The organism is Telluria sp. RT2P19, from assembly GCF_059685725.1.
In genome coordinates, this window is the sequence record NZ_JCASIL010000002.1 from 1 (window position 1) to 24,150 (window position 24,150).

Annotated in this window: 21 protein-coding genes, 1 tRNA gene and 1 pseudogene; 5 read left to right on the forward strand and 18 right to left on the reverse strand. The window is 58.1% G+C overall.

Annotation, left to right across the window (positions count from 1 at the left end):
• Nucleotides 1–599 precede the first annotated feature (599 nt).
• From AC56KW_RS02100 to AC56KW_RS02135, 8 genes and pseudogenes are all read right to left on the reverse strand, one after another.
• Nucleotides 600–704: pseudogene (locus AC56KW_RS02100) on the reverse strand (IS3 family transposase); the annotation flags it as partial.
• 99 nt (nt 705–803) lie between these two features.
• The gene (locus AC56KW_RS02105) at nt 804–2,303 is read right to left on the reverse strand and encodes a hypothetical protein (protein ID WP_497169079.1); all 1,500 of its coding nucleotides are present in this window, start codon (nt 2,301–2,303) and stop codon (nt 804–806) included.
• Entirely contained in the window at nt 2,300–2,950 is a 651-nt protein-coding gene (locus AC56KW_RS02110) for a hypothetical protein (protein WP_497169080.1), read from the reverse strand. Before AC56KW_RS02110 ends, AC56KW_RS02105 begins: the two co-directional genes overlap by 4 nt.
• A gap of 352 nt (nt 2,951–3,302) precedes the next feature.
• Nucleotides 3,303–5,783, reverse strand: coding sequence for a DUF8840 domain-containing protein (locus tag AC56KW_RS02115; RefSeq protein ID WP_497169081.1), 2,481 nt, complete (start codon nt 5,781–5,783; stop codon nt 3,303–3,305).
• A 49-nt stretch (nt 5,784–5,832) separates the two neighbouring features.
• Nucleotides 5,833–6,288, reverse strand: coding sequence for a hypothetical protein (locus AC56KW_RS02120; protein WP_497169082.1), 456 nt, complete (start codon nt 6,286–6,288; stop codon nt 5,833–5,835).
• A 550-nt stretch (nt 6,289–6,838) separates the two neighbouring features.
• Nucleotides 6,839–7,465 carry a hypothetical protein gene (locus AC56KW_RS02125; RefSeq protein WP_497169083.1) on the reverse strand — a complete coding sequence of 209 codons (627 nt, stop codon included), beginning with the start codon at nt 7,463–7,465 and terminating at the stop codon, nt 6,839–6,841.
• A 205-nt stretch (nt 7,466–7,670) separates the two neighbouring features.
• Nucleotides 7,671–7,901, reverse strand: coding sequence for a hypothetical protein (locus AC56KW_RS02130; protein ID WP_497169084.1), 231 nt, complete (start codon nt 7,899–7,901; stop codon nt 7,671–7,673).
• 343 nt (nt 7,902–8,244) lie between these two features.
• Nucleotides 8,245–9,312 (reverse strand): HNH endonuclease, encoded by a 1,068-nt coding sequence (locus tag AC56KW_RS02135; protein WP_497169085.1) that lies wholly within the window; start codon nt 9,310–9,312, stop codon nt 8,245–8,247.
• A gap of 49 nt (nt 9,313–9,361) precedes the next feature.
• On the opposite strand from AC56KW_RS02135, the gene AC56KW_RS02140 reads away from it, so the two are divergent.
• Both AC56KW_RS02140 and AC56KW_RS02145 read left to right on the forward strand, forming a co-directional pair.
• A protein-coding gene (locus tag AC56KW_RS02140; RefSeq protein WP_497169086.1) for an IS3 family transposase occupies nt 9,362–10,512 on the forward strand; the annotation gives its coding sequence in 2 pieces (ribosomal slippage) (nt 9,362–9,602 and nt 9,602–10,512; 1,152 coding nt in all).
• A gap of 7 nt (nt 10,513–10,519) precedes the next feature.
• On the forward strand, nt 10,520–10,903 hold the full coding sequence (locus AC56KW_RS02145; protein WP_497169087.1) for a Kiwa anti-phage protein KwaB-like domain-containing protein: 384 nt from the start codon (nt 10,520–10,522) through the stop codon (nt 10,901–10,903).
• A 169-nt stretch (nt 10,904–11,072) separates the two neighbouring features.
• Here the strand turns inward: AC56KW_RS02145 and AC56KW_RS02150 are convergent.
• From AC56KW_RS02150 to ybiB, 7 genes are all read right to left on the reverse strand, one after another.
• Nucleotides 11,073–11,151: transfer RNA gene (locus tag AC56KW_RS02150), tRNA-Ile, on the reverse strand.
• A 116-nt stretch (nt 11,152–11,267) separates the two neighbouring features.
• Nucleotides 11,268–13,529 (reverse strand): RNA polymerase sigma factor RpoD, encoded by a 2,262-nt coding sequence (gene rpoD, locus AC56KW_RS02155; protein ID WP_497169088.1) that lies wholly within the window; start codon nt 13,527–13,529, stop codon nt 11,268–11,270.
• A gap of 230 nt (nt 13,530–13,759) precedes the next feature.
• Nucleotides 13,760–15,556 (reverse strand): DNA primase, encoded by a 1,797-nt coding sequence (gene dnaG / locus AC56KW_RS02160; protein ID WP_497169089.1) that lies wholly within the window; start codon nt 15,554–15,556, stop codon nt 13,760–13,762.
• Between the two features lie 122 nt (nt 15,557–15,678).
• Complete coding sequence (locus AC56KW_RS02165) at nt 15,679–16,128, reverse strand: GatB/YqeY domain-containing protein (RefSeq protein ID WP_497169090.1); 450 nt, start codon at nt 16,126–16,128, stop codon at nt 15,679–15,681.
• 161 nt (nt 16,129–16,289) lie between these two features.
• Nucleotides 16,290–16,502 carry a 30S ribosomal protein S21 gene (gene rpsU, locus AC56KW_RS02170; RefSeq protein WP_005665410.1) on the reverse strand — a complete coding sequence of 71 codons (213 nt, stop codon included), beginning with the start codon at nt 16,500–16,502 and terminating at the stop codon, nt 16,290–16,292.
• 108 nt (nt 16,503–16,610) lie between these two features.
• Entirely contained in the window at nt 16,611–17,840 is a 1,230-nt protein-coding gene (locus AC56KW_RS02175; protein ID WP_497169091.1) for a BaiN/RdsA family NAD(P)/FAD-dependent oxidoreductase, read from the reverse strand.
• A gap of 67 nt (nt 17,841–17,907) precedes the next feature.
• Nucleotides 17,908–18,894 (reverse strand): DNA-binding protein YbiB, encoded by a 987-nt coding sequence (ybiB, locus tag AC56KW_RS02180; RefSeq protein ID WP_497169092.1) that lies wholly within the window; start codon nt 18,892–18,894, stop codon nt 17,908–17,910.
• A gap of 138 nt (nt 18,895–19,032) precedes the next feature.
• Between ybiB and AC56KW_RS02185 the strand changes: the two genes are divergently transcribed.
• From AC56KW_RS02185 to AC56KW_RS02195, 3 genes are all read left to right on the forward strand, one after another.
• Nucleotides 19,033–20,094, forward strand: a complete 1,062-nt coding sequence (locus AC56KW_RS02185) for a 3-deoxy-7-phosphoheptulonate synthase (RefSeq protein ID WP_497169093.1) — start codon at nt 19,033–19,035, stop codon at nt 20,092–20,094.
• A gap of 58 nt (nt 20,095–20,152) precedes the next feature.
• Nucleotides 20,153–21,193 carry a tRNA (adenosine(37)-N6)-threonylcarbamoyltransferase complex transferase subunit TsaD gene (gene tsaD / locus AC56KW_RS02190; RefSeq protein WP_497169094.1) on the forward strand — a complete coding sequence of 347 codons (1,041 nt, stop codon included), beginning with the start codon at nt 20,153–20,155 and terminating at the stop codon, nt 21,191–21,193.
• Between the two features lie 121 nt (nt 21,194–21,314).
• Nucleotides 21,315–22,160 (forward strand): endonuclease/exonuclease/phosphatase family protein, encoded by an 846-nt coding sequence (locus AC56KW_RS02195; RefSeq protein WP_497169095.1) that lies wholly within the window; start codon nt 21,315–21,317, stop codon nt 22,158–22,160.
• A 7-nt stretch (nt 22,161–22,167) separates the two neighbouring features.
• Here the strand turns inward: AC56KW_RS02195 and AC56KW_RS02200 are convergent, their stop codons facing one another.
• From AC56KW_RS02200 to AC56KW_RS02210, 3 genes are all read right to left on the reverse strand, one after another.
• On the reverse strand, nt 22,168–22,836 hold the full coding sequence (locus tag AC56KW_RS02200) for a DsbA family oxidoreductase (RefSeq protein WP_497169096.1): 669 nt from the start codon (nt 22,834–22,836) through the stop codon (nt 22,168–22,170).
• A gap of 111 nt (nt 22,837–22,947) precedes the next feature.
• Nucleotides 22,948–23,571 carry a glycerol-3-phosphate 1-O-acyltransferase PlsY gene (gene plsY, locus AC56KW_RS02205; RefSeq protein ID WP_497169097.1) on the reverse strand — a complete coding sequence of 208 codons (624 nt, stop codon included), beginning with the start codon at nt 23,569–23,571 and terminating at the stop codon, nt 22,948–22,950.
• A gap of 78 nt (nt 23,572–23,649) precedes the next feature.
• Nucleotides 23,650–24,141, reverse strand: a complete 492-nt coding sequence (locus tag AC56KW_RS02210; RefSeq protein WP_497169098.1) for an aminoacyl-tRNA deacylase — start codon at nt 24,139–24,141, stop codon at nt 23,650–23,652.
• Nucleotides 24,142–24,150 lie beyond the last annotated feature (9 nt).

Genomic DNA, 24,150 nt, shown 5'->3' on the forward strand with positions numbered 1-24,150 from the left:
TCGTCCATCTCAATCCCGAGCAGATGAACAGAAATGCAGCAGAAATCGAGGGAGACACACCGCTCAAAGAAGCAGCATGATTATCAGGTCAGGCGACAACTAGCTTGACAACCACCGGCACCAACGGATTATGAGTCCTTGTAGTGCGTGCTCACACCAGAGAGAAAGCTCGCGAATTTTCCCTATAAATTCAGACACTTAGCCTTCATCGCTAGCAAAAAATATGGGCGTATTACGGTGACTAATGTGGACCAGAGCAGGACCAGACGAGCGCGAAAGACCGGACCGAGACCGTACGCACGGCTCCGACAGAATCTCATCAATCCATGGTTGTAAGTGTTCCGTAGGGGACTATATACCGCAAAGTTACAACTGCTCGGAAAAAAGCTTAGCTCGCCCGAGGAACGTTAGGCTGTACTACCGCACGTCGTCAAGGAAACGTACCGAGGATGACGGTCTCGGACTAGACAACAGGCGACACGCCGCTAACGGCCGCCGCCGCTCCCCCCGTCACTTCTTCCCGTTTCAAGTACGATACGGTTTCTTCCGCAACGCCGAATTGCGAACGTGTGGCCTGCTACCGATCCAAATGACAAGCCTTAAGCTTTTCTGGCTTCTTCAAACTGTACCGAGCTAACGTATCCCAGCGTAGAATGACGTCGAGTGAGATTGTAAAAGCGTTCAACATAGTCGAACACGCTCGCGGTGCTCGCGTAGCTACTCGTGTAGCACACTCTTGTGCACCTCCAGATCCTGGGCTGCCTGACGTAATCTGGCTCTGCCGGAATTGTTAACTAAGTACCTTAACTTTGCATGGTAACGAATGGTAACTCGACGCGGGTCAGAGTCGTCCGGTACCGTGGATATTTGTCGTCAAGCTGTACTAGCTGCGGCCCTGGAATCGAAACGGGATCGATCCCAAACCGGACCACAAGTTTATCGACATCGTCCACAGAACCGCATGAGGCTTGCGTTTTCGGATTCTCAAGTTCTAGTGTCAAGCGTGTCGACGCCCCTTCTTTCTTTCCTTGTTTAACCTCGCAATCAAACCGAAGCTCATACGTCATGCGTCCACGGCCGGGTAATCCGGCGCATTTAGCCAGCAAATATGCAATAAAGCGGTTGAGAAGGTAGGCCTTGTCAAGGGACGAGCTTTTCACAAGCTGAATGACGTAGCCTTTTCCTGTCCGGAGACAATCACGGACCGCTTTCACTACTTCGGATTTTTTTGCAAGACGGTCCGCGGCCTTGCGACAAGCTTCATCCGCCATAGCGAAGCCTGCGTCATGGCGGGACCACGAACTATGCTGACGCAACTGGCGGTCAGCACTAAGCAACGAAGGTAGTTCCTTTTGCAATGCTGCCTTGACGCGTAAGTTCTGCTCCAACTTCTGTATAAACTCGAGCGGGTGATCAAAAATCGTCAGGGCACGCAAAGCATCCTGAATAGCGCCGTCGCCGCCTCCCAGGACGACAACACGCTTCTCAACCAAGTCATCTTTCAGATCGTCGTTCGACCAGAACTGCCGTGTTGGCTCGGTAGCGACCCCTGCAACTGCGAGACGCTCCTTGCCCATGCCAGCAGCGACGATCACGTAGTCCGGAGTGATCGGATTAGGTGATGCCTTACTGTTCGGCCATGAGCGGACCAACGGGCCAAAATTTGAATACTCCACCGGATCCGCCCGAGACTCTCCGTTGGCATCCTGCAATGCGCGCACCCTCTCGACTTCTGCAAAGTTCTTGACGAACTCCTTAATACCGGCTTCGTCAACCTGGACTAGGAACCTGTGGGGTGATGAAGCGGGTCCACCCGCCTGATCGCGATGCCATTTACGAACACACTTAAGCAGTTTTTTTCTGAGATCGTCTGCACAGATGGGCTTTTCTGCACTCCAAGCCAAGACAGGGTTTCCGTGCTGCTTCCACGGCGTATGGCTGCCCGGGTACGACTGAGTCGCACAGAACGGACTGGGCCATTCATACATGTACGGCCCAACAAATCGCGAAGTCACCCCTCGAAATAAGGCGAACGGCTCATCCTTGGTATCTACCGCGTAAACCTGTTTAAAGCCTTCTTGAATGGCTGTTAACGCGGCGGTCATACCAGCCACGCCCATCCCGACAATCAGTACCGAGCCCGGATCTTTGTGAGCTTGCCTCAGGTCAATGATAAGCTGCTGCGCGCGTACCATCTGATCACGGATGCTGACATTGCTCTGCATACTGGACAGATCGAATACATTGGAAGCCACTTTATGTGCCAGAAGACTAAGACTGTCGAGTTCATAATCTTCGGTCATGGGGTCCCCGAACCATCGAACAGATTGTCGACATAGCGTTCAAACTCATCGCTCGGCAAGGAAAATAGCGTCGGGTGAGAAAGCACCCCACGAACGCCGCCGCCATCCCCCGGCGTACCATCACTTCCGCCCGGAACACCGCCGCGGCCACTGCCGCCGCCTATACCGTTGCGACCATTTCCGCCCACATTACCCTTGCCGCCGTTGTCATGACCAGCGGAATTACCATCGCTGCTGCCTGCATTGGCACTGTCGGGACGACTGTCGGGACCGTCGAAAGGCAAACGGTCGCCTAACTCCTCCGGATTGCTCAGACGCCATCGATTCCAAGGCGCATGGCCATCGTAATCGGCTGGTGAGTGGGGTTGAATCCAGCCAAGTCGCTCCAATGCTGCTAGATGCTTGACCACGACATGTTCCACACTCATTCCCATCTTTGTGCGGAGAGGAGCAGGTGTGTGGCGCATTAGGTATTCCATGCGATATCGCAAGTACTCGTCCATGCGACGTCGCGAATATTTGCGTTCGCCCAGAACGGCACCAATCCACCAATCGGGAAAAATCTTGTCGAATAAAGAAGCATCATCGTCTGGCGTAACCAGAAACAAGAGCATTGCAATCAATCGTGGGTCGAATTGGTCAGTCATGAGAAATAATAGGTATCATGAAGCACTGAGTGCTCGGCGAGTTATACCAGTTGCTAATATTTCGCGAATAATAACATAGAGAATTAGTTCAACGTGACATTTAATCCTGGACATGACTGATGCTTTCGTAGGCCTAGAGCTTCTCAGCAGTGCTGATCAGGATCGGACCTGCATCGCCAGTCCCAAGCTTAGTGCGTGACGGCATAAATCGTTCGCCAGGGGACAAGGGCAAGCACAAAGGACACTAGAGTTGGAAACTAATTAGTCCCGATTAGCTTTCTGATACATGAGACTTCATAAATTTATAGCAAAGCGCGAAAGATGAAAGACGGCGCAAAGCGCCGTCTTTAGGTCACAATGGCTCGAAGCCCGTAAACCGGGCATATGCCCCCTTGCCCCTTTCCAGATAACCAAGCGAGGACATGTTTTCGCTTGCCAAGGCAACCGATGCATGGTGCACTTGAGTTGCGCCTGACGCCTTTAATCGTTCTCTAATTTGTTCTGCATTTAATGGCCTGCATGCTTCACGCGCGGGATATTTGGTTGCAGTCACGATGACAGCCTCTGGCCCTAAGGCGCCTTTAAACCAAATAGAAGGGAACGCGTTAACGTAAGGGACGACCTGCACAACGTCCATCCCACAGTGTTCGGCTACTACCTGCACTGCAAAACTATGGATTTCCCACTCTGTCATTTCAACAGACTCATCGGTAATGAGCTCCATTGGGTCCACTGGCACTAACGTTATCGCATCGAATAGATTCCATCCAGCCGAAACAGGATCCCAGCGCGCACCCGTACGGCGGAGTGGCAGAATGCACGCGTGTCCTTTCCATAGTTGAGCTATAGCAATCAAATCATTCAATGACCCTGGCGAAGGAATGTTGTTATCAGCGTCTATAACACGAACGAAGAAAATTTGATTACCAAGTCTAAAGGAAAGATGTTCCATAAAAGGCGGGTTCGGATCCCGCTTTAACCAGCCGAAGAAATGATTTCCGCCTATCGGTCCCACAGCGGCCACTTGTCCCTGAATATGGTTCCCAGCCGCCGCCCATGCCCCTAAGAAATCTCGAGACATTTCGGTCAGGCTGCTCTCAACCATATCAGCTGCCTCAGTAGCGCCACGCGTACGCTCTAGTGAAGCTAACTCTCGTCTCGCAACAAAACCTATCCTACGTTCAACTTCATCGGCAGAAATGCTAAATACATTAGATACGAGCCGTAATAGGTGCAGCCGTGTACTATTTCCGCCGGCCTGCCCCGTGCGTTCAACCTCTTCGCGCAATAGCGCCTTAAAGGACTGATTGAGGACGATCTCGTCCGCAAGCTCCGGTATTTCTTTTCTTCGATCTGTTGCAACTTCATAAAACAGACGCTCAGAAAATCGGCCACTTTGTTCCGTAGAAGAAACATCCGAAACAATACTGTATGGATGCTCTGCATCGAGAAGCGGTTGTTCTAAATTCTTGTATAGGAGTCGACTTCCTAGGCCTGAAACAATGGAAGGTGAAAACTGAATACCTTGCAAGCTAGCCAAACAGATAGCCTCTTGGACCGCAAGCGGCGCCGAGCAGAAGCGCTCAGCGACCACATCATGTATCGACGACGATACGTTCAACACGCATTGCAAACCTGCTTCGGACAATGGCCCCTGCTGATCGAAGCTAGCAAACCAGCTGCCCCGCCGCGTAAGCACTGACATCAATTGCTCAAGAAAGCGAGGATTACCGCCCACACGTTCCAAGATTTTTTCACGCTGCGATGCTGTTAAACCCGGGAACCTAGCTATAAGCGCCTCGCTAAGACATGGAACGACCGGAACGTCCAGCTCGCTAAAATTCGCGTCCTTTACACAACCAAATCCTCTATCGTCCGCAACACGTCCGTCTCTCTGGCTCAGGCCGCGAGCGTATTTCACGATCTGCGCGAACGAGTTACGCTCGACTGTAAAAGGTACCGCTGGCACGTTCCAGCCCATCTTATATTCACGTGGCCAATGTGTTGCGAGGATCATTACTGGCCACTTCTGTTCCATGGCCAAAGCCAGGAATTTTTGTACGAATAAGGATAGGGAAGGGTCATGCTCGGTAAACTGAGCATCATCCAATAAAATTACTACGGGAACCTTGGCGAATGTGACGCGCGACGGATTTAAAACTTCGTCCATGCTCGCAAGTAGCTTGTCTGTCTGAGACTGTAAATTTTCGTTGAAACCACCACTTGCTTTGCGCCCAGAGGATATTTCTATTTTATCCTTGAGAAGCGAATACGTTTCAAACAGTCCCTTTCCGACGGATAAAACGCTATCTACCTGCAAAGCATTTGCGGCAAAATCAACGCCGACATCGCGCCAAATCTTGAAAAGGGAGATTGCTCCGTGAGCGACTTGAGACCGTAGAAGAAGGCTTAGCAGATGTGGCTGGACATGTCCCTGATGTGAAGCGACCGCGTCTGCCACCAGACTGTTTTTTTCCCCTATGTCGCCCGCGCGTATCCCCCACCAGAGATAAGGGATTGGAACGCTGAAATTACACGCACTTAGCTCCGGATTTATACTCAGATTTTTATCGATTATGGTGAGCGCGTCCGGCCAATATCCGTCGTTTCCTTTAGAGTCGACGTTCGTAGATAGCCAACGATAAAATTCGAGCGCCAGCCTGGTTTTCCCTACGCCTGGCTCTGCCTTTAATAACACGAGTTGCGGCACGGGATTTTCCACGTTCGAAGCAAGCTTCCAACGCTCGATCAAGTATGCAAGTTCGCTTTGTCTTCCGCAAAAATTTAACGCCGCCGTCATTACCCCACCCCTAAATTTTTTAGCAATTCTCATTGTCTCTTAACCAACATGAATTTGCCAATACTTTTCCGCTGAGTCCTCGTTAGCTTTGCACTTCGGGCGTGGCTCCGGCCCATCCGGGTACGAAAATGAGCATCGCACCATCTGGGTAAATGACGTGAGTGCATACCCCCTGCTTGTACGCGAATCTAAGTGTTGACCACGTTCCCCCTCTGAGCTGCTCAGAGACCTCGAAAGGAACTCCAGTCAGTTGTGCCGTCGCGTTGACAATATTCCGATTACGTTTGATGTATGCGCTCGCAGGGCGTATAACGTCGGCAGCACAAAAAGCCCGGCTATCTACCCGCAATGGAGGATGAGCAACGATCGTGCAAGTGGGTACCAATTCTCTAACTATGCCGTGCGCTTCTGCATCCGCGCCGATGCAGTCGCCGTGATGGAATTCATCGGGCTGCAGCTCTCTCACCAGCGAGCGGAAAGCAGACTTTTGCAAAGAAGTCATGCCTTTGTGTGTTCCTGTAAAGCCGAGAGTTTTCATCAAATTCGATCCTGTTTGTCTAAACCTTCTTGATCCGAGTCAACAAGGACGAGGGTCCACTGACAAAAAAAGTTGCATATTTGAAACAACCAGATCGAACCATTAGGATCGTTGGAGAGTAACGCGGGATCCGTGACGTGATCCACCGCACTTACTTGGAACTTGTAAGTTTTTCGTAGGGGCTATATACCGCAAAGTTACAGCCCTGCCTGAGTTATGCTTAGAAGCTGAGCGCAGCTTGCAATGTCGTTTCGGTCGACGTTGGGTCAATCGGACGCTACGACCGAGTCTGATGTGTCGTCCTCATCCCGCTTGTCGTCGTTCTGGAAAAATGGCGTGTCTGCCCCTCTCCAATGACACTGGCAGTAACGGAAGGGTGCGTTGTTCCAGTCTGGCTAAGACTCATATTCCGCACGGGACCTTCATCACCAATGCTAGACAGTGTTAGGAGCAACCGGAACCCATGGAGTTAGTTCGTTATCGACATTGATTGGTGTTCCTGTTCCTATTGCACCGGAAAAATAGGCGTCGGAGGACCACTTTTCCTGACTTACTCCAAGGGCGGTTCCTTGGATAGAAGCTCCATTAGCTCGATGTATTTATTAATCTCCGGCATAAAGACGCTTATCGCACCAGTAACATAATGCGAGTGCCCGTTTGCCGTCTCCCACTTGTACTGAGAATTAAATTCCAAGAAATCTTTTCCCACACCCGCCAAGCCAAGGGAAAGAGTCAGCTCATATACCTTAACGACGCAATTAAAGACAGCTGGGTTGATATCCCAGACAGCGCCCCACCTTTTGAACGATGTGTTAATCGCATCTACGGTATCTTGACGATATTTTTTGGGTACGCTGGAAATCACAGCGTCAATGTCTGCGTGATTGATTAGACACGCATACAATAAGTCTGTACTCACGTCGCCGCCTACAAGTGATTTTACCTTGAGCACATTTCGCACTTCCCCAGCATGATGATAATGATTTCTTACTGCCTTAAGCGCAAGGTACTCAGGAAGCTCAAGCATAATGCGGCCATGTTTAGTCGCAAAACGGCCGTCCAGACTATGCAGTGAATTTAGAAGCTGAAAAAGTGAATCCTCACTCGAAGCAACACAATAAGTGTCGTAAGTCCGGAATACCCTGTCAATCGCAGGAGTAATGTGATCGGCAATCATTGATTGGTAAAAATAAATTTATTAATAGTTAGATTAGCTCTCACGCCTTTGGCCGCCCAGCCTGCCTATTAAGGCTGACTTGATAGTTCAGCCAGTGTCGTCGCTCTTTGTTATAGGCAGATCTCTGCTGCTGCTTAGATTACACGTTCGCGCCTAGGCTTAACTCGTGACCTTTGCACTTAGCCGCTCTTGAAAAGATGACCCATCACTTAGAAAACTTTTCTCGCTTGTGCAAGGCGAGAAGAATTTTTTCAATCAGTTTTGCGTCATAGTCCGTGAACTGTGCTTCCTCTCCAGGGGAGACAAGCTCGCCTTTTTTCTTCAGACTATTGATGTGATACAGCAGGTACCCCGTCCCACCAAGGCCAGTGATAGCGGCGCTTCCGACCGCTACCGGGACCCAGACGGGCGTCGAAGCGATGAGCCCTGCCGACATAAGTACGCATTTGAGACCCGTTGCCCCGACTGTCGTACCAAATAACCCGGCGGAGCCCCATAGCGCAGCAGCGCTCCCGGTGAGGGCTGCGACGATCCCACCTGCGCTCGCAGTCGCAAGCGACAGGATCGAGACGATCGTGGCAGTGCTCAGGTAGGTGCCAGCGACATAGCCTCCTCCCGCAGAAGCAGTGACGATAAGGCCACCCGCTGCGTGGGGGACCAAAGAGCCGCCGGCGGAAAGCGCTGCAATTACAGGAACAAGAGGAAGTGGCATAAAAGTTGAAGGAGGTTGCGCAGCAAGATACTGCGGATGAGTAAATGCAAAAGGCTTTACCCGACGACTATTTGCTTTTTACAAAGATTTCCCAACGATGCCTAAGCGCGCCATTGCTTGGCTGCTTCGTTGGGTCTCGCGGTAGCGAAAGCGTTAGCCCATGCAAATACGCATAACTTGATTGCTTCAAGTTGCTGGCGAGTCTGATGGTAAGCGTATTTGGACAGATCAACAGCAAGCCCAGATCGAAAAGCGTATGAATGTCGGCTCTGAGCAGCACCCCATTGCTGACCTGCTGCGTATCCGGACCTTTATAACTGACTAGGTGCGCAGCCTCTAGTGCATTAACTGCATCACAGCCGGTAACAGCGCAGCGCCCTTCGTAAGCGCTCAGCAACGCGCTCCGGAATTTTGCTTGTCCTCGGCGCTGCACCACCTCTCGCAGCAGCCGGGTTCGTCCGTCATCGATATCGAGGTCGGTGAAATAGCCTCCATGCTCGAGTTCGCTGCCTAGTTGGATAATCTCTTCCGCCTGCGCTGCAATAAATGCCCCCTCCGAGCCACCCATGCGTGATGCAGCGATAATTGACAGTGTTGAGCGGACGAAGTCCTCACCCTGTGGACTATCGGCGTACCAAATTGGGGAGATGCCTGGGAACCCCGCAATCATCCGTGGCACCGTATGAACGGGCGCACCCTCGTCTAATAAAACACAGCTGTGTTCAGGTGCGCTTATCCAATAATCGGTAATGCCGTTTGCTATCTGAAGCGAAGTCAGCTTTTCGAAACGCTGGAAATGCCGAAAAATGGTTGCGTTCTCATACCAACCTACGACCTTTCTTAGCTTTGTTTTCCGGTCGGGCGCCGTCCAGACTACGGTGACTCCGTCCAGCTCATGTTGCCCATTAGGCAAACCCAACCGCTTGAAGTTAATCTCACCTTCTTGGTAGTGGCCATTACGCTCTTTGCCGACCTGAACGTAGCCATACTTTCGTCCACCTACACTCGCAAAATTGCAAACTTCGTGCCCTGTTTTCTGGTTGACCACGTAACTGCCACCACCATACAGTTGATCATCTTCAGTCTGACCTTCATACCGCTTCATCCAACCAATATGGCAGAACTGAATCGCCACGACTATCGTAGAGACTCCTGAGCCATAATATCGGGCACAAGGAGAACGTATGAGCGGCAAGCGGTACACAGAAGAATTCAAGATTGCAGCAGTCAAGCAGGTAGCCCAGCGTGGGCACCCAGCAAGCGAAGTAGCTGAGCGGCTCGGGGTGAGCATCCATAGCCTGTACGCCTGGACGAAGCGCTACGGCGTGCCCGATGCAGAGCGCAAGGCTGTCGATGCGCAGTCTGAAGAGATGCGGCGCCTGAAGGCCGAGCTCAAGCGCGTCACGGAGGAGCGTGACATATTGAAAAAGGCCGCGGTGTACTTTGCCAAGACGTCCGGGTAAGGTACACCTTAATTGCTGAGTTACAGGACCAGTTCCCGGTGCGCAGGCTGTGCAAAGTGCTCGAGGTGCATCCGAGTGGTTTCTATGCCTGGCGACTCAATCCTGAAAGCCTGCGCGCCAAGGAAGACAAGCGCCTGCTCGTGCCGATCAAGGAGTCATGGCTCGAGAGCGGCAGCGTGTACGGCTACCGCAAGGTCAGTGACGACCTGCGCGAGCTCGGTGAACAGTGCGGCATCAACCGTGTCCACCGACTGATGCGCTTGGCCGGGATTCGTTCGCAGACGGGCTACACCAAGCGCAAGTACAAACGCGGCGGCGCGCCTTCATTGGTGGCGCCTAATCATCTGCAGCGCCAGTTCGACGTGCAGGAGCCGAATCGCGTTTGGGTAACAGATATCACGTACATCCGCACTTACGAAGGCTGGCTCTACCTGGCTGTTGTACTGGACCTGTTTTCGCGTCAGGTGGTGGGCTGGTCGATGAGTTCTCGGATCGATCGTGAGCTGGCAATGAATGCGCTTTTGATGGCCGTCTGGCGGCGGCAGCCAAAGAATACAGTGATGGTGCATTCCGATCAGGGCAGCCAGTTTAGCAGCTATGACTGGCGGGACTTCCTGGATGAGCATAACCTGCAGCAGAGCATGAGCCGGCGCGGGAATTGCCACGATAACGCCGTAGCCGAGAGCTTCTTTCAGCTCCTGAAACGGGAGCGAATCAGGCGCAAGACCTACGGCACTCGGGAAGAAGCAAAGCAGGATGTCTTCGATTACATCGAGATGTTTTACAATCCAAAGCGACGGCACAGCTTCAGCAATGACTTGTCGCCGGTCGAATATGAAAAGCAGTATTTCCAGCGGCTCGCGAGTGTCTAGAAAACCCGTGGCGATTCACTTTGAGTCACTGCTGAACCACAAGGATACCTACGAGGAGGCATACGCTGCGTTGAAGCAAGAGGCTGGATTCTCGGCTGCCATTGCCGACTTTGCTGTGTTTGATGCCTTTATCGGCGTGAACGCTACACATTTACGCCGTATGGCTGTGATTAAAGCTCGTAGTTATTACAATAACCCCGACTACATGACGCGCCTCCGCGAGATCAACGGGGTACGCGGATGGGGTATCCAGTTTGACGACCAAGGAAGAATCGTTGCGACTCCGGAGAAGATGCGCGATATCCTGCACGTCTTACTTGATCACCGGTTACGCTCCGAACTCTCGGACAATCAATATGACGTACCTTCAACGACTCCTGTAGGGCCGTGACCCGAGGTAGCAACTGCTTACGCCACGGACGGTGGCAACACAGCGACAATCAGCATGCGGGTCGATACCAGACAGTTCGAGCCGTTGAGGTCAGGGTGGTACTGGACCAGAAATGGACCAGAAATAAAAATGGCTTACGCGGAAAATTCGCGTAAGCCATTGTTTTTATTGGTAGGCCTCCCCGGAGTCGAACCGGGCACCAACGGATTATGAGTCCGCTGCTCTAACCAAGCATGAGCTAGAGGCCCAAAAACTGGAACGGCGAAATGTGAACTCGCCACCTGCTCAGCGGCCTGAAGCCAGATGAGCGAAGTGGCGAGAGCATATTGCCTTTAGTACGAAGACGTCAAGCCTTCAACAACAATCAGCTGCTGCCTTCGAGGAAGCTCTTCAGCTTGTCCGAACGCGAGGGGTGGCGCAGCTTGCGCAGCGCCTTCGCCTCGATCTGGCGAATGCGCTCACGGGTCACGTCGAACTGCTTGCCCACCTCTTCCAGCGTGTGGTCGGTCGACATCTCGATGCCGAAGCGCATGCGCAGCACCTTCGCTTCGCGCGGCGTCAGCGAGTCGAGCACGTCCTTCACCACACCACGCATCGACGCATGCAACGCCGCATCCGATGGCGCCAGGGTGTTGTTGTCCTCGATAAAATCGCCCAGATGCGAATCGTCGTCGTCACCGATCGGCGTTTCCATGGAAATCGGCTCTTTCGCGATCTTCATGATCTTGCGAATCTTATCTTCCGGCATTTCCATCTTGATCGCGAGGGTCGCCGGATCCGGTTCGGCGCCGGTCTCTTGCAGGATCTGGCGCGAAATCCGGTTCATCTTGTTGATCGTTTCGATCATGTGCACCGGAATACGGATCGTGCGCGCCTGGTCCGCGATCGAGCGGGTAATCGCCTGGCGAATCCACCACGTGGCGTACGTCGAGAATTTATAGCCGCGGCGGTATTCGAACTTGTCCACCGCCTTCATCAGGCCAATATTGCCCTCCTGGATCAGGTCCAGGAATTGCAGGCCGCGGTTGGTGTACTTCTTGGCGATCGAAATTACCAGCCGCAAGTTGGCTTCGGTCATTTCGCGCTTGGCCTTGCGCGCCTTCATTTCACCAGCCGCCATTTGACGGTTGATGTTGCGCAGGTCCGGCAGCGGCAGCACGACGCGCGCTTGCAGGTCGATCAGGCGTTGCTGCAATTCCTTGATCGTCGGGATATTACGGCCCAGGATGGCGCTGTAGGCATGGCCGGCGTTGACTTCGCCGTCGACCCATTCCAGGTTCGTCTCGTTGCCCGGGAAGACCTTGATGAAGTGGGCGCGCGGCATGCCGCAGCGGTTCACCGCGACGTCGAGGATCTGCTTCTCGATGTGGCGCACTTCGTCGACCTGGCCGCGCAGTGTGTCGCACAGCTTCTCGACGACCTTGGCGGTGAAGCGGATGCCCAGCAGCTCGTTGGAAATCGCCTCTTGCGCCTTGACGTAGGCTTTCGAGTTGTAGCCCTCCTTCTCGAAGGCCTTGCGCATCTTGTCGAATTGCTGGCCGATCTCGTCGAACTTGCCGAGGGCGGATTGTTTGAGGGCTTCGAGCTGCTCGGCCGAGTAACCTGCGGCGGCGCCGGTGCCGGTCGAGGCTTCTTCTTCCCCTTCTTCCTCTTCTTCCTCGTTCTCGTCGTCCTCATCCTCGTCGGAATCGGTCGCGGCAGGGGCCACCGCGCTCGGCGACGTGTCTTCGCCTTCTTGGGGGTCGACCATGCCGTCGACGATCTCGTCGATCTTGATCTCGTCGCGCTCGATCTTGTTGGCGGCGTCGATGATCTCGGCGATGGTCACCGGGCAGGCGGAGATGGCCTGGATCATGTCCTTCAGGCCGTCTTCGATGCGCTTCGCGATCTCGATCTCGCCTTCGCGCGTCAGCAGCTCGACCGAGCCCATCTCGCGCATATACATGCGGACCGGGTCGGTGGTGCGGCCGAAGTCGGAGTCGACCGTCGACAGGGCGGCCTCGGCGGCAGCCTCGGCTTCGTCGTCGCTCGTGACATTAGGCACATTGTCGGACAACAGCAACGTCTCGGCATCGGGCGCGTGTTCGTACACGGCGATGCCCATGTCGTTGAAGGTGCCGATGATGCCTTCGATCGCTTCCGGATCGACGATGTTTTCGGGCAGGTGGTCGTTGATCTCGGAATACGTGAGGAAGCCGCGCTCCTTGCCCGACTTGATCAGGGCCTTGAGCTTGTTGCGGCGCAGCTCGAGTTCTTCTTCGCTGGCCTCGGTATCGGACGAGAACGCGTCTTTCAGCAACGCTTTTTCCTTGGCCTTGCGGTCCTTGGCCTTGGCCTTGTCCGCTGCCTTCAGTTCGGCGCGCTCGACCGCATTCAGTGCGGCGATCTCGTCATTCTCGGGCGTGAATTCTTTCGGCTTGCGACCACGGCGTCCCGGCACCTTGACGGAAGGCAGGACGTAGCCGGACGTATCGATCGCGGCCAGGGTAGCCGCGTCGGTCGTCTGGCTGACAGGCGCTGAGTTCGCTGTACGAACCTCGGCCTTGTCTTGCGAATTGTCCGCCTTGGCGGCAGACGCTCTCGTGGATTTCGCGGCCACGTTGGTTTCGGGTTTCTTGGTTGGCACAGGCGCTTTCGATGTCACAACGACTAACTTTACGATGGTTAAAAATAAAGTTTTGTTACCTTACATCATCCTGCAGGCACAAATCCATTGGGCCTCGCTAACTGAAACACCACGCGCCCGATTGAACCGAAAATCGTTTCAACAGTTGCAATAGTTAGCGTTTTATTATAGCACGCACCCCACCTTTTTCCAGTTGCGAGCGCCTGGGCATCCAGGGCGGAGCCAGGTACTCATCGGGGGGTCATCTCGGCAGTGGCCTCGCGGGCCAGAAGGTCCTGCTGAGCAACAATCTCGCGGTAGCGAGCACTCACCTGATCTGGGGTCAGCCCTGAAGAAAACAACTGGTTAAGCTCCTGTTTTAATGAATCCATCTTGATCTGCCGCACAGAACTTAACAGAACAATGCGGTCGCCATCGACCTCGTTTTCTGGTTCTGCTGCGATTTCGGCGATCATGCCGTCGTATTCGTTCGTGACCTCTTTCAGCTGCTGGGACAGGGCCGCGAACGTGCCGTGCTCGCCCAGCGACTGCGCCGTCTCGACCAGGTGGCGCAGGCGCTCGGCGCCTTCCTCGCCAAAATAATCGAAGGTCTTCAGGGCCGTGTCGTCGAGCAGCAGCGCCAGGTGTGGATGCGCGACGAGGATGCGCAGCATCTTGAGCTCGAGCCCTACCGGCTCGGGCCGGCCCTGGCGCGGCGGCGCGCGGCGCGCGGTCGCCACCGGCTTGGACAACTCGAACAGGCTTTCGATCTCCGCCGGCGTCGACTCGGTCAGGCTGGCCAGGCCGCGCACGATCTGCAGGCGCAGGCTCGACGGCGTCATCGCCTGCAGCAGCGGCTTGGCCTCGAACTGGGCGTGGGCGCGGCCTTCCGGGGTGTCGAGGTCGTGCTCCTGCGTCACTTCGCGCAGCAGGAATTGCGACAAGGGCATGGCGTCGGCAATTTCTTGCTCGAAGGCTGCGGCACCGCGTTCGCGCACGAAGCTGTCCGGGTCGTGCTCCTGTGGCAAGAACAGGAATTTGATCGTCTTGTCGTCGCTCACTTGCGGCAGGCAGGCCTCGAGCGCGCGGCGGGCGGCGCGCCGGCCGGCCTTGTCGCCGTCGAAGCTGAAGATCACGTCGTCAGTCTGGCGCAACAGTTTTTGCGCGTGGGTCGTGGTGCAGGCGGTGCCGAGGGTCGCGACCGCCTGCGGGAAGCCGAGCTGGGCCAGCGCGACCACGTCCATATAGCCCTCGGTCACCAGCACATAGCCGGCGTCGCGGATCGCCTGGCGCGCCTCGAACAGGCCATACAACTCCAGGCCTTTCTGGAACAGTGGCGTCTCGGGCGAATTCAGGTATTTCGGTTCGCCGCCGTCGAGCACGCGGCCGCCGAAGCCGATCACCTGGCCTTTGGTATTGCGGATCGGGAACATCACGCGCTCGCGGAAGCGATCGTAGCGGCGCTGGTGGTTGCCCTGTTCGTCGACCTTGTCGATCACCAGCCCGGATTCGACCAGCACGTGGGCGTCGTAGTCGGGGAAGATCGACCGCAGGCCGTCCCAGCCCGATGGTGCATAACCCATGCCGAAGCGTGCGGCGACTTCGCCGGTCAGGCCCCGGTTCTTGAGGTAGGCGATCGCGTTCGGCGCTTCGCGCAACTGCGCGCGATAGAAATTGCAGGCCTGGGTCAGCGCATCGGTCATGGCCAGCGTCTGCGCCTGCTGGGCGGCGCGCTGGGCCGGCGGGATCCGGTCGTCGGCCTCGGGCACGATCATGCCCACGTTCTGGGCCAGGTCCTTGACGGCGTCGACGAAGCCCATGCCCGAGTATTCGATCAGGAAGCCGATCGCGGTGCCGTGGGCACCGCAGCCGAAGCAGTGATAGAACTGCTTGGTCGGGCTGACCGTGAAGCTGGGGGATTTTTCGTTATGGAATGGGCACAGGCCCATGAAGTTGGCGCCGCCCTTTTTCAGCTGGACGTAGCGGCCGACGATATCGACGATGTCGACACGGTTGAGTAAATCGGTAATGAAAGTTTGCGGAATCACTTGGCGTTACACAGTGTTTGTCTAGGGTCAGACTATACCGCAGCGCTCGCTGCAAGTTGATATGCAACAAGATGATGTCCCCGTACGGCAACGTACCGGGACATCTATGGCTTACGCCGCGGTCAAGCGCCGGCCAGGGCCTTCTTGACCAGGCCCGAGACGACGGTCATGTCGGCGCGGCCAGCCAGCTTCGGCTTGAGCACGCCCATCAGCTTGCCCATGTCTTGCGGACCGCTGGCGCCGGTGGCGGCCACGGCGGCGGCGACTTCGGCGGCGATTTCTTCATCGGTCAGACCGGCAGGCATATAGGTCGACAGGATGGCCATCTCGGCCTTCTCGATGTCGGCCAGGTCGGCGCGGCCGCCGGCTTCGAACTGGGTGATCGAATCCTTGCGCTGCTTGATCATTTTTTCGATCACGGCCAGCACTTGCGTATCGTTCAGTTCGGTCTGCTCGTCGAGTTCCTTGCGCTTGACCTCGGCGATGATCAGGCGCACGGCAGCCAGGCGGCCGCTTTCCTTGGCGCGCATCGCGGCTTTCATGTCTTCGGTCAGTTGTTCTTTCAAGCTCATGGAATCTCCGTATTCGGTGGGATGACTGGGTTTGCTGCGCCATCTTCGGCGTGACACAAACGACAAAACCCGCTGCGGCGAAACCGAAGCGGGTTTGCGGACATCAGCGACTCGCCGGGACAGGCATGGCCGTCACCGGGTCTTGGCCGGCTGCGCTGTAATTAGTACAGTTTCTTCGGCAGTTGCTGGCTGCGGATGCGCTTGTAGTGGCGCTTCACGGCAGCTGCCAGCTTGCGCTTGCGCTCTGCGGTTGGCTTTTCGTAGAACTCGCGTGCGCGCAGTTCGGTCAGCAGACCAGTTTTTTCGATGGTGCGTTTGAAGCGACGCATTGCGACTTCGAACGGCTCGTTTTCTTTAAGGCGGATAGTGGTCATGTAAAAATCAAACCGTTGGATTTAGATAAGAACGAAATTCTAGCATCGTTTGCCGTTCAAGGGAAGCGTTTATCACGCCGCCAACTGCGGTGTGCCGCAATTGATACATCAGCCATTCGCCAGTGCCAGACCGGCCGCGACGCCCGATGCCCAGGCCCATTGGAAGTTGTAGCCGCCCAGCCAGCCGGTGACGTCGACCGTCTCGCCGATGAAGTACAAGCCCGGCACTTTATTGGCCATCATGGTCTGCTGCGACAGCTCCCTGGTATCGACGCCGCCCAGCGTGACTTCGGCCTTGCGATAGCCTTCCGAACCGGTCGGCACGATGGCCCAGCGGTTGATGGCGTCGCCCAGCTTGCGCAATTTCGCGTCAGCCATGTCGGGCAGGCGCGCGGCCGGGTCGAAACCGTTGGCCGTCAACAAGCCTTCGGCCAGGCGCGCCGGCAGCCACTGGGCCAGCACATTGCCCAGCTGCTTTTTCTCGGTCTTTTTCAGGCCGATCAAGGTTTCCGCCACGTCCATCTCGGGCAGCAGGTCGAGCACGATCGGCGTGCCCGGCTGCCAGTAGCTGGAAATCTGCAGGATCGCCGGGCCGGACAGGCCGCGGTGGGTGAACAGCAAGTCTTCGCGGAAGTGGCCGGCAGGTTTCCCTTTCTGGGCGCCCTTGCCTTTTCCACCGCCGGTGCTGACCTCGACCTCGAGCGCGATGCCGGCCAGCGGCACGAATGGCTCCCAGCTGGGGCCGTCGAAGGTGAGCGGCACCAGGCCGGGACGGGTCTCCACCAGTTTCAGGTCGAACTGCTTCGCGATGCGATAGCCGAGGTCGGTCGCACCGATCTTCGGGATCGACAGGCCGCCGCTTGCCACCACGACGCTGTCGACCAGCAGTTCGCCGCCATCCGTGTCGATCGAAAAACCGGCTTCCAGCTTGTGCACGCCCGCCACCTTGCACGGCATGCGCCATTCCACGCCGCCGAGCGCGCATTCGGCGCGCAGCATGGCGATGATCTGCTCGGCCGAGTCGTTGCAGAACAATTGACCCTTGTGCTTTTCATGATGGCTGATGCGGTATTTCTTCACCAGCGCCAGGAAATCCTGGGCCGTGTAGCGCGACAGCGCGCTCTTGCAGAAGTGCGGATTCTGCGACAGGTAGTTCTGCGGGGCGGCATTGATATTGGTGAAATTACAGCGGCCGCCGCCCGAGATGCGGATCTTCTCGGCCAGCTTGGCGGCATGGTCGATCAGCACCACGTGCTTGCCGTTCTGCGCGGCCACGGCCGCGCACATCATCCCGGCCGCGCCCGCGCCGATCACCGCCACATCGTATTGTTTTGCCATGCCTGTTGCTTCCTGCCTTCCCGTCGAACCCGCCATTGTAATGCCAGCGCCGGGTCGAGGTCAGCAGCTACTCGCTCGGCTGGCTGCGGGCGCGGATCTTGCGCGACACTTCGACGCAATAGGCCACCTGGGTCGCGATCGACGCCGGCACCGGCACTTCATTGCGCAGCGCGGCGCCGATCCAGGCGGCCGTCGTGGCTGCGTCGCGGCCATCCGGCACGTCCGACAATTCGTCGGTCGGCGCATCGCGCTCGACCAGCAGTGCGCGCTGGCCGGCATGGAACCAGTCGATGCGCTGGGCGCGGTGCGGATGCGCCACGGTCTCGCCCTCGGTGCCGCGCATCAGGAAGGCGTCGCCCTGGGTCTCGCTGTCCACGCCCTCGAAGAATGCGCCCAGGGTTTCCAGGTACTCGGGATGGGTGTACGACACCAGGCGCAGCGCCGGGCCATCGAAGGGCTGCAGGATCTTGACCAGGGTATGGGTCGAATTGCGCACGCCCAGCACGCGCCGCAGCGCCAGCTGCTTTGCCAGTTGCGGGGCCAGGTGCTCGATCGGCATGAAGGCCGGACGCAGGTGGGCAAATTCGTTCTGCACCTCGGCCGTGGTGGTGGCCTCGGCCACGCCGAGCGCGTGCAGGATCTCGGCCGTGGTCACGCGGCCGGGGTCGTTGCGCACGCCGTGCACCAGGGTCGGTACGCCCTCGCGCGCCAGCAGCAGGGCCAGTAGCGGCGTCAGGTTGGCCAGCTTGCGCGCCCCGTTATAGGTCGGGATCAGGACCGGGGCGAATTCGCCGCGCGGCGTGGGCAGCGGCGCGAACGAGGCGCTGGCAGCGTCCATGAAGCCGGCCAGTTCTTCCACCGACTCGCCCTTGATGCGCATGGCGAGCAGGATGGCGCCCATCTCCAGGTCCGAGATCCGGCCTTCCAGCATGGCGGCGTAGAGCCGGCGCGCGTCCTCGCGCGACATGCTGCGCGCGCCCTTCACGCCGCGGCCGATTTCCTTGATGAAAGGGGCCGCGACAAAGCGTTCGATGTCATTCGTGTCGGTAGTCATGGCAAAAGGATACACGGGAACGGGACCAGGCTGCAGCACGCCGGGCGCGCCACACATTGTTTTTGCGTTGATGGATGTGCACGTGCAGCAATTTCCGACTACACTGGTCAATCCACCGGAAGAAAACCAGACCGTATCATGACCAGCACGCCTCAAATCGAAAATACCAACGTCAGTTCGTTCGCCCGCATGCCCACGCCGGTCGAACTCCACGCGGCCCTGCCGCTGAGCGAGCGCGCCTATGCGACCGTGATGGATGGGCGCGAGACGCTGCGCGATATCCTGGATCGCAAGGACAAGCGCCTGTTCGTCGTCGTCGGCCCCTGCTCGATCCACGATCCGGAGGCCGGCCTCGACTATGCGCGCCGCCTCAAGGCGCTGCAGGACGAAGTGCGCGAGACCATGGTGCTGGTGATGCGCGTGTATTTCGAAAAGCCGCGCACCACGACCGGCTGGAAGGGTTATATCAACGATCCGTTCATGGACGACTCGTTCCGCGTCGAGGTCGGCATGGAACGCGCGCGCCGCTTCCTGCTCGACGTCTGCGAGCTGGGTTTGCCGACCGCGACCGAGGCGCTGGATCCGATTTCGCCGCAATACCTGGGCGACCTGATCGCCTGGACCGCGATCGGCGCGCGCACCACCGAATCGCAGACCCACCGCGAGATGTCGTCCGGCCTGTCCACGCCGGTGGGCTTCAAGAACGGCACCGATGGCGATGTCAGCATCGCCATCAATGCGGTGTTGTCGTCCGCCAATCCGCATGCCTTCCTGGGAATCAATGGGCAGGGATCGGTGTCGGTCGTGCGTACCAGCGGCAATGCCTACGGCCATGTCGTGCTGCGCGGCGGCGGCGGACGACCGAATTACGATTCGGTGTCGGTGGCGATTGCCGAGCAGGCGCTGACCAAGGCCAAGCTGCCGGCCAACCTGGTGGTCGACTGCTCGCATGCGAACAGCTACAAGAAGCCGGAACTGCAGCCGCTGGTGATGTCGGACGTGATCCAGCAGATTCGTCATGGCAACAAGTCACTGGTGGGCGTGATGATCGAGTCGAATATCGTCAGCGGCAGCCAGGCGATTCCCGCCGACCTCACCGAGCTCAAGTACGGCTGCTCGGTCACCGATGGCTGCATTGGCTGGGAAGAGACCCAGGCCATGTTGCGCGATGCGCACAAGGAGTTATTGCAGCGTCCGTGAATTCGGACGAACCGTACGGTAAAATCGACGGTTCTGCCCAATCCAACCTGTATTCCCAATGATCGTTCTCGGCGTCGAATCCTCCTGCGATGAAACCGGCTTTGCTCTGTACGACACCGAGCGCGGCCTGCTGTCCCACGCCCTGCATTCGCAGGTCGCCATGCACGAGGAGTATGGCGGCGTGGTGCCGGAACTCGCCTCGCGCGACCATATCCGGCGCGCCATTCCGCTGCTGGAAGAGGTCCTGAAGCGCGCCGCCATCCCGGCCTCGACCATCGACGCCATCGCCTACACGCAGGGCCCTGGCCTGGCCGGCGCGCTGCTGGTCGGCTCCTCGGTCGCCTGCAGCCTGGCGCTGGCGCTGGATAAACCCGTGCTCGGCGTGCACCATCTCGAAGGTCACCTGCTGTCGCCCCTGCTCGCCTCGGAGCGTCCCGAATTCCCCTTCCTCGCGCTGCTGGTCTCGGGTGGCCACACCCAGCTGATGCGGGTCGACGGCGTCGGCAGCTATACCTTGCTGGGCGAGACGCTGGACGATGCGGCCGGCGAAGCCTTCGACAAGTCGGCCAAGCTGCTGGGCCTGGGCTATCCAGGGGGGCCGGCAATCTCGCGCCTGGCCGAATTCGGCGACCCGAGCGCTTATACGCTGCCGCGCCCTATGCTCCACAGCAAGGATTTCAATTTCAGCTTCTCGGGCCTGAAGACAGCGGTGCTCACCGTGGTCAAGAACCACGAAGAAAAAGTCATCGCCAATATCTGCGAGCAGGACAAGGCGAATATCGCGCGTGGTTTCGTCGATGCGATTGTCGACGTCCTCACCGCGAAATGCGTCAATGCAATGAAGCACACCGGCTTGACACGGCTGGTGATCGCGGGCGGCGTCGGCGCCAACAAGCAGTTGCGCGAATCGCTCAACGCGGCCGCCGCCAAGCGCAAGTTCAAGGTGTACTATCCGGAGCTGGAATTCTGCACCGATAACGGCGCCATGATCGCCTTCGCCGGCGCCATGCGTCTCGAGCGCAATCCGGCACTGGCCCAGCGCGACTATGCCTTCACGGTGCGTCCGCGCTGGCCGCTGGACGAGCTCGAAGCTGCCTGAAAAAAGCTCCCGGCACCTGAATTCGCCATTGAACTTGCCAGCCTGACATCGATCCTACGGTGTGACCGTCTGTCGCCAAACGGTGGCAATATCCGTCGCTCAAGATTTACGGAGGTGAACAATGCGCGTAGTAAGCTGGAACATTCATTGGGGTTGTGGCAAGGACGGGAGGATTCGCATTCATGCGATCATCGACGTGCTGCGCCGGCTGAACCCCGATGTGATCTGCCTGCAAGAGGTGGCTGCCAACCACCCCGAGCTCGAGGGCAGCGCCAGCGCCAACCAGTTCAAGCAGCTCAGCGGCGCATTCGGCGGCTACCACGCGATGGAGCATGCCCCGAGTGAGATCTACAAGAACAATGTTCCCCGCCTGTTCGGCAACCTGATCCTCTCGAAATACCGCATCTCGCAGGTGCACCGCCACCTGTTACCCTGGCCGGCCGATCCCGATCACCCCGCCGGCATGCCGCGCGGCTTGCTCGAAACCGTGGTCGATGCGCCGGCCGGCAAGCTGCGCCTGCTGACCACCCATCTCGAGTATTATTCGCCGCCGCAGCGCATGGCGCAGGTGGCGCGCATCCGCGAGCTGCATGCCGAAACCTGCGCCCGGTCGCGCCTGTTCCAGCCCGATCCGAGCCTGGATGCACCGTTCCAGCTGGGCTTCCGGCCCGGCTCGGCGATTCTTTGCGGCGATTTCAATTTCGCGCCGGATGCGCCGGATTACCATGCGCTGCTGGCGGCGCCGGAACACGAGGCGCTGCCGCTGGTCGACGCCTGGCGCGTCGTGCACGGCGACATGGCGCGTGCGCCGACCACCGGGCTGCACGGTTTCCCGTGGCCCGAGCGGCCTGAGTGCTATGACTATTTCTTTGTTACCGACGATCTGGCGCCGCGCTTGACGGCGCTCGATGTGCAGTCCGAGACGGCGGCGTCGGATCACCAGCCGCTGGTGCTGGAACTGACCTGACGCCGGATCAGGCGTCGGCGGCGGTATCCGGCGCGAGTCCCGGAATCTCGCGCAGCGCCCGCTCGAACACTTCCGGCGGCTGGCCGCCGGAAATCAGGTGGCGCTGGTTGATGATGATCGCCGGCACCGACTTGACGCCGGCGCGCTGGAAGAACTGCTCGCGCGTGCGCACATCCTCGGCGTACTCGTCCGACTTCAGGATGCGCTGCGCCGCTTCACGCTCCAGGCCGACGCTCTCGGCCGTACGCAGCAGCACGTCGTGGTTGCTCGGGTCTTCGCAGCGGGTGAAATAGGCTTCCAGCAGGGCGATCTTGAGCTGGCGCTGCTTGCCCTCGTCCTCGGCCCAGGCCAGCAGGCGGTGGGCGTCGAAGGTATTGTAGATGCGCCCGCGCCGCTCCATGTCAAAGGTGAAGCCGACGGCGGCGCCGCGTTCGCGGATCGTCTCGCGGGTGGTGGCTTGCTGCTCGGCCGTGGCGCCATATTTCTGCGTCACGTGCTCGACGATGTCCTGGCCGTCGGGTCCCATGTCGGGGTTCAGTTCGAAGGGCTGGAAATGCAGGTCGACGCGCACTTCGTCGCCAACCTTCAACAGGGCCTGCTCCAGCGATTTCAGGCCGATCGCGCACCAGGGGCACGAGACGTCCGACACAAAATCGATCCTGAGTTGCTTGCTCACGGGTTACCACCTTTCTGTCCGGCGCGGCGCGGGTGCGCCGCTGTTCAAGACGAATGGTAACGCCTGCAAGAAAATCCGGCGCGCGCCGGCGCACTTGGCACCTGTCGGCGCCTACCTGGCTTTCTTGGCGCCGGCCGACTTGCTGCCGATCTTCGATTCCTTGCCAGCGATCAGGTTGCCGATATTGCTGCTGTGGCGCCACAGCAGCAGCGCGCTCATCGCGAACACGGCGAACAGGATGGCATCGACGCCGAACAGCAGGCCGTAGTAGAACGGCGCGAAGATCGAGGCGACCAGGGCCGCCAGCGACGAGTAGCGGAAGGCGTAGGCGACGATCAGCCAGGTCGCCAGGGTCGCCAGGCCGAGCCATGGATTAATGCCGAGCAGCACACCCAGCGCGGTGGCCACGCCCTTGCCGCCCACGAAGCGGAAGAACACCGGCCACAGGTGGCCGATGAAGACGGCAATGGCGACCAGGGCGATCCCGGTGTCATCGAGGCCAAGGTCGGGGCCGAACTGCACCGCCAGCCACACCGCCAGCCAGCCCTTGGCGGCATCGCCTACCAGGGTGGCGATCGCCGCCTTCTTGCTGCCGCTGCGCAGCACATTGGTGGCGCCGGGGTTCTTCGAGCCATAGGTGCGCGGGTCGGACAGGCCGAAGGCGCGGCTCATCACGACCGCGAAGGAAATCGAGCCGATCAAATAGGCGGCGATGGTGGCAATCAGGGTGTTCATCTAGTCTCTCAGGTGGGCTCCGGCGGATGTCTTTACCGGAAATCGGTCGTGAATATACACCATCGGCCATGGCGAAAGCTACTCGGCCAGGGCGCACTGCACCGGGCGGGCCTTGAGCACATCGACCAGCACGCGCGGATCGATGCCGACCAGGTAGCCGCGCCGCCCGCCGTTGATATAGATCTTGTCGAGCGCCAGGATGCTCTCTTCGACATACACGGGCATCGGCTTGCGGATCCCGAACGGCGACGTGCCGCCGACCAGATACCCCGAATGGCGCTGGGCGACGTCCGGCTTGCACGGTTCGACCGACTTGCAGGGGATGGCGCGCGCCAGGTTCTTGGTCGACACTTTGCAATCGCCATGCATCAAGACGATGAGCGGCTTGGCCGCCTCGTCCTGCATCACCAGCGTCTTGACCACATCGTGCTCGGGCACGCCGAGCGCGCTGGACGAGACTGCCGTGCCGCCATGTTCTTCGTACTCATAAGGATGCTCGGAAAAAACGACGGCATGCTTGCGCAGGAATTGGGTGGCGGGTGTCTCTGATACGTGCTCTTTCTTGGCCATGCGTGTTAC

What these genes read in the sequence shown, in the direction of transcription:
- AC56KW_RS02105 (WP_497169079.1), bottom strand. Translation starts at nt 2,303, where the DNA reads ATGACCGAAGATTATGAACTCGACAGTCTTAGTCTTCTGGCACATAAA.
- AC56KW_RS02110 (WP_497169080.1), bottom strand. Translation starts at nt 2,950, where the DNA reads ATGACTGACCAATTCGACCCACGATTGATTGCAATGCTCTTGTTTCTG.
- AC56KW_RS02115 (WP_497169081.1), bottom strand. Translation starts at nt 5,783, where the DNA reads ATGAGAATTGCTAAAAAATTTAGGGGTGGGGTAATGACGGCGGCGTTA.
- AC56KW_RS02120 (WP_497169082.1), bottom strand. Translation starts at nt 6,288, where the DNA reads ATGAAAACTCTCGGCTTTACAGGAACACACAAAGGCATGACTTCTTTG.
- AC56KW_RS02125 (WP_497169083.1), bottom strand. Translation starts at nt 7,465, where the DNA reads ATGATTGCCGATCACATTACTCCTGCGATTGACAGGGTATTCCGGACT.
- AC56KW_RS02130 (WP_497169084.1), bottom strand. Translation starts at nt 7,901, where the DNA reads ATGTCGGCAGGGCTCATCGCTTCGACGCCCGTCTGGGTCCCGGTAGCG.
- AC56KW_RS02165 (WP_497169090.1), bottom strand. Translation starts at nt 16,128, where the DNA reads ATGAGCTTGAAAGAACAACTGACCGAAGACATGAAAGCCGCGATGCGC.
- rpsU (WP_005665410.1), bottom strand. Translation starts at nt 16,502, where the DNA reads ATGACCACTATCCGCCTTAAAGAAAACGAGCCGTTCGAAGTCGCAATG.
- AC56KW_RS02175 (WP_497169091.1), bottom strand. Translation starts at nt 17,840, where the DNA reads ATGGCAAAACAATACGATGTGGCGGTGATCGGCGCGGGCGCGGCCGGG.
- ybiB (WP_497169092.1), bottom strand. Translation starts at nt 18,894, where the DNA reads ATGACTACCGACACGAATGACATCGAACGCTTTGTCGCGGCCCCTTTC.
- AC56KW_RS02185 (WP_497169093.1), top strand. Translation starts at nt 19,033, where the DNA reads ATGACCAGCACGCCTCAAATCGAAAATACCAACGTCAGTTCGTTCGCC.
- tsaD (WP_497169094.1), top strand. Translation starts at nt 20,153, where the DNA reads ATGATCGTTCTCGGCGTCGAATCCTCCTGCGATGAAACCGGCTTTGCT.
- AC56KW_RS02195 (WP_497169095.1), top strand. Translation starts at nt 21,315, where the DNA reads ATGCGCGTAGTAAGCTGGAACATTCATTGGGGTTGTGGCAAGGACGGG.
- plsY (WP_497169097.1), bottom strand. Translation starts at nt 23,571, where the DNA reads ATGAACACCCTGATTGCCACCATCGCCGCCTATTTGATCGGCTCGATT.
- AC56KW_RS02210 (WP_497169098.1), bottom strand. Translation starts at nt 24,141, where the DNA reads ATGGCCAAGAAAGAGCACGTATCAGAGACACCCGCCACCCAATTCCTG.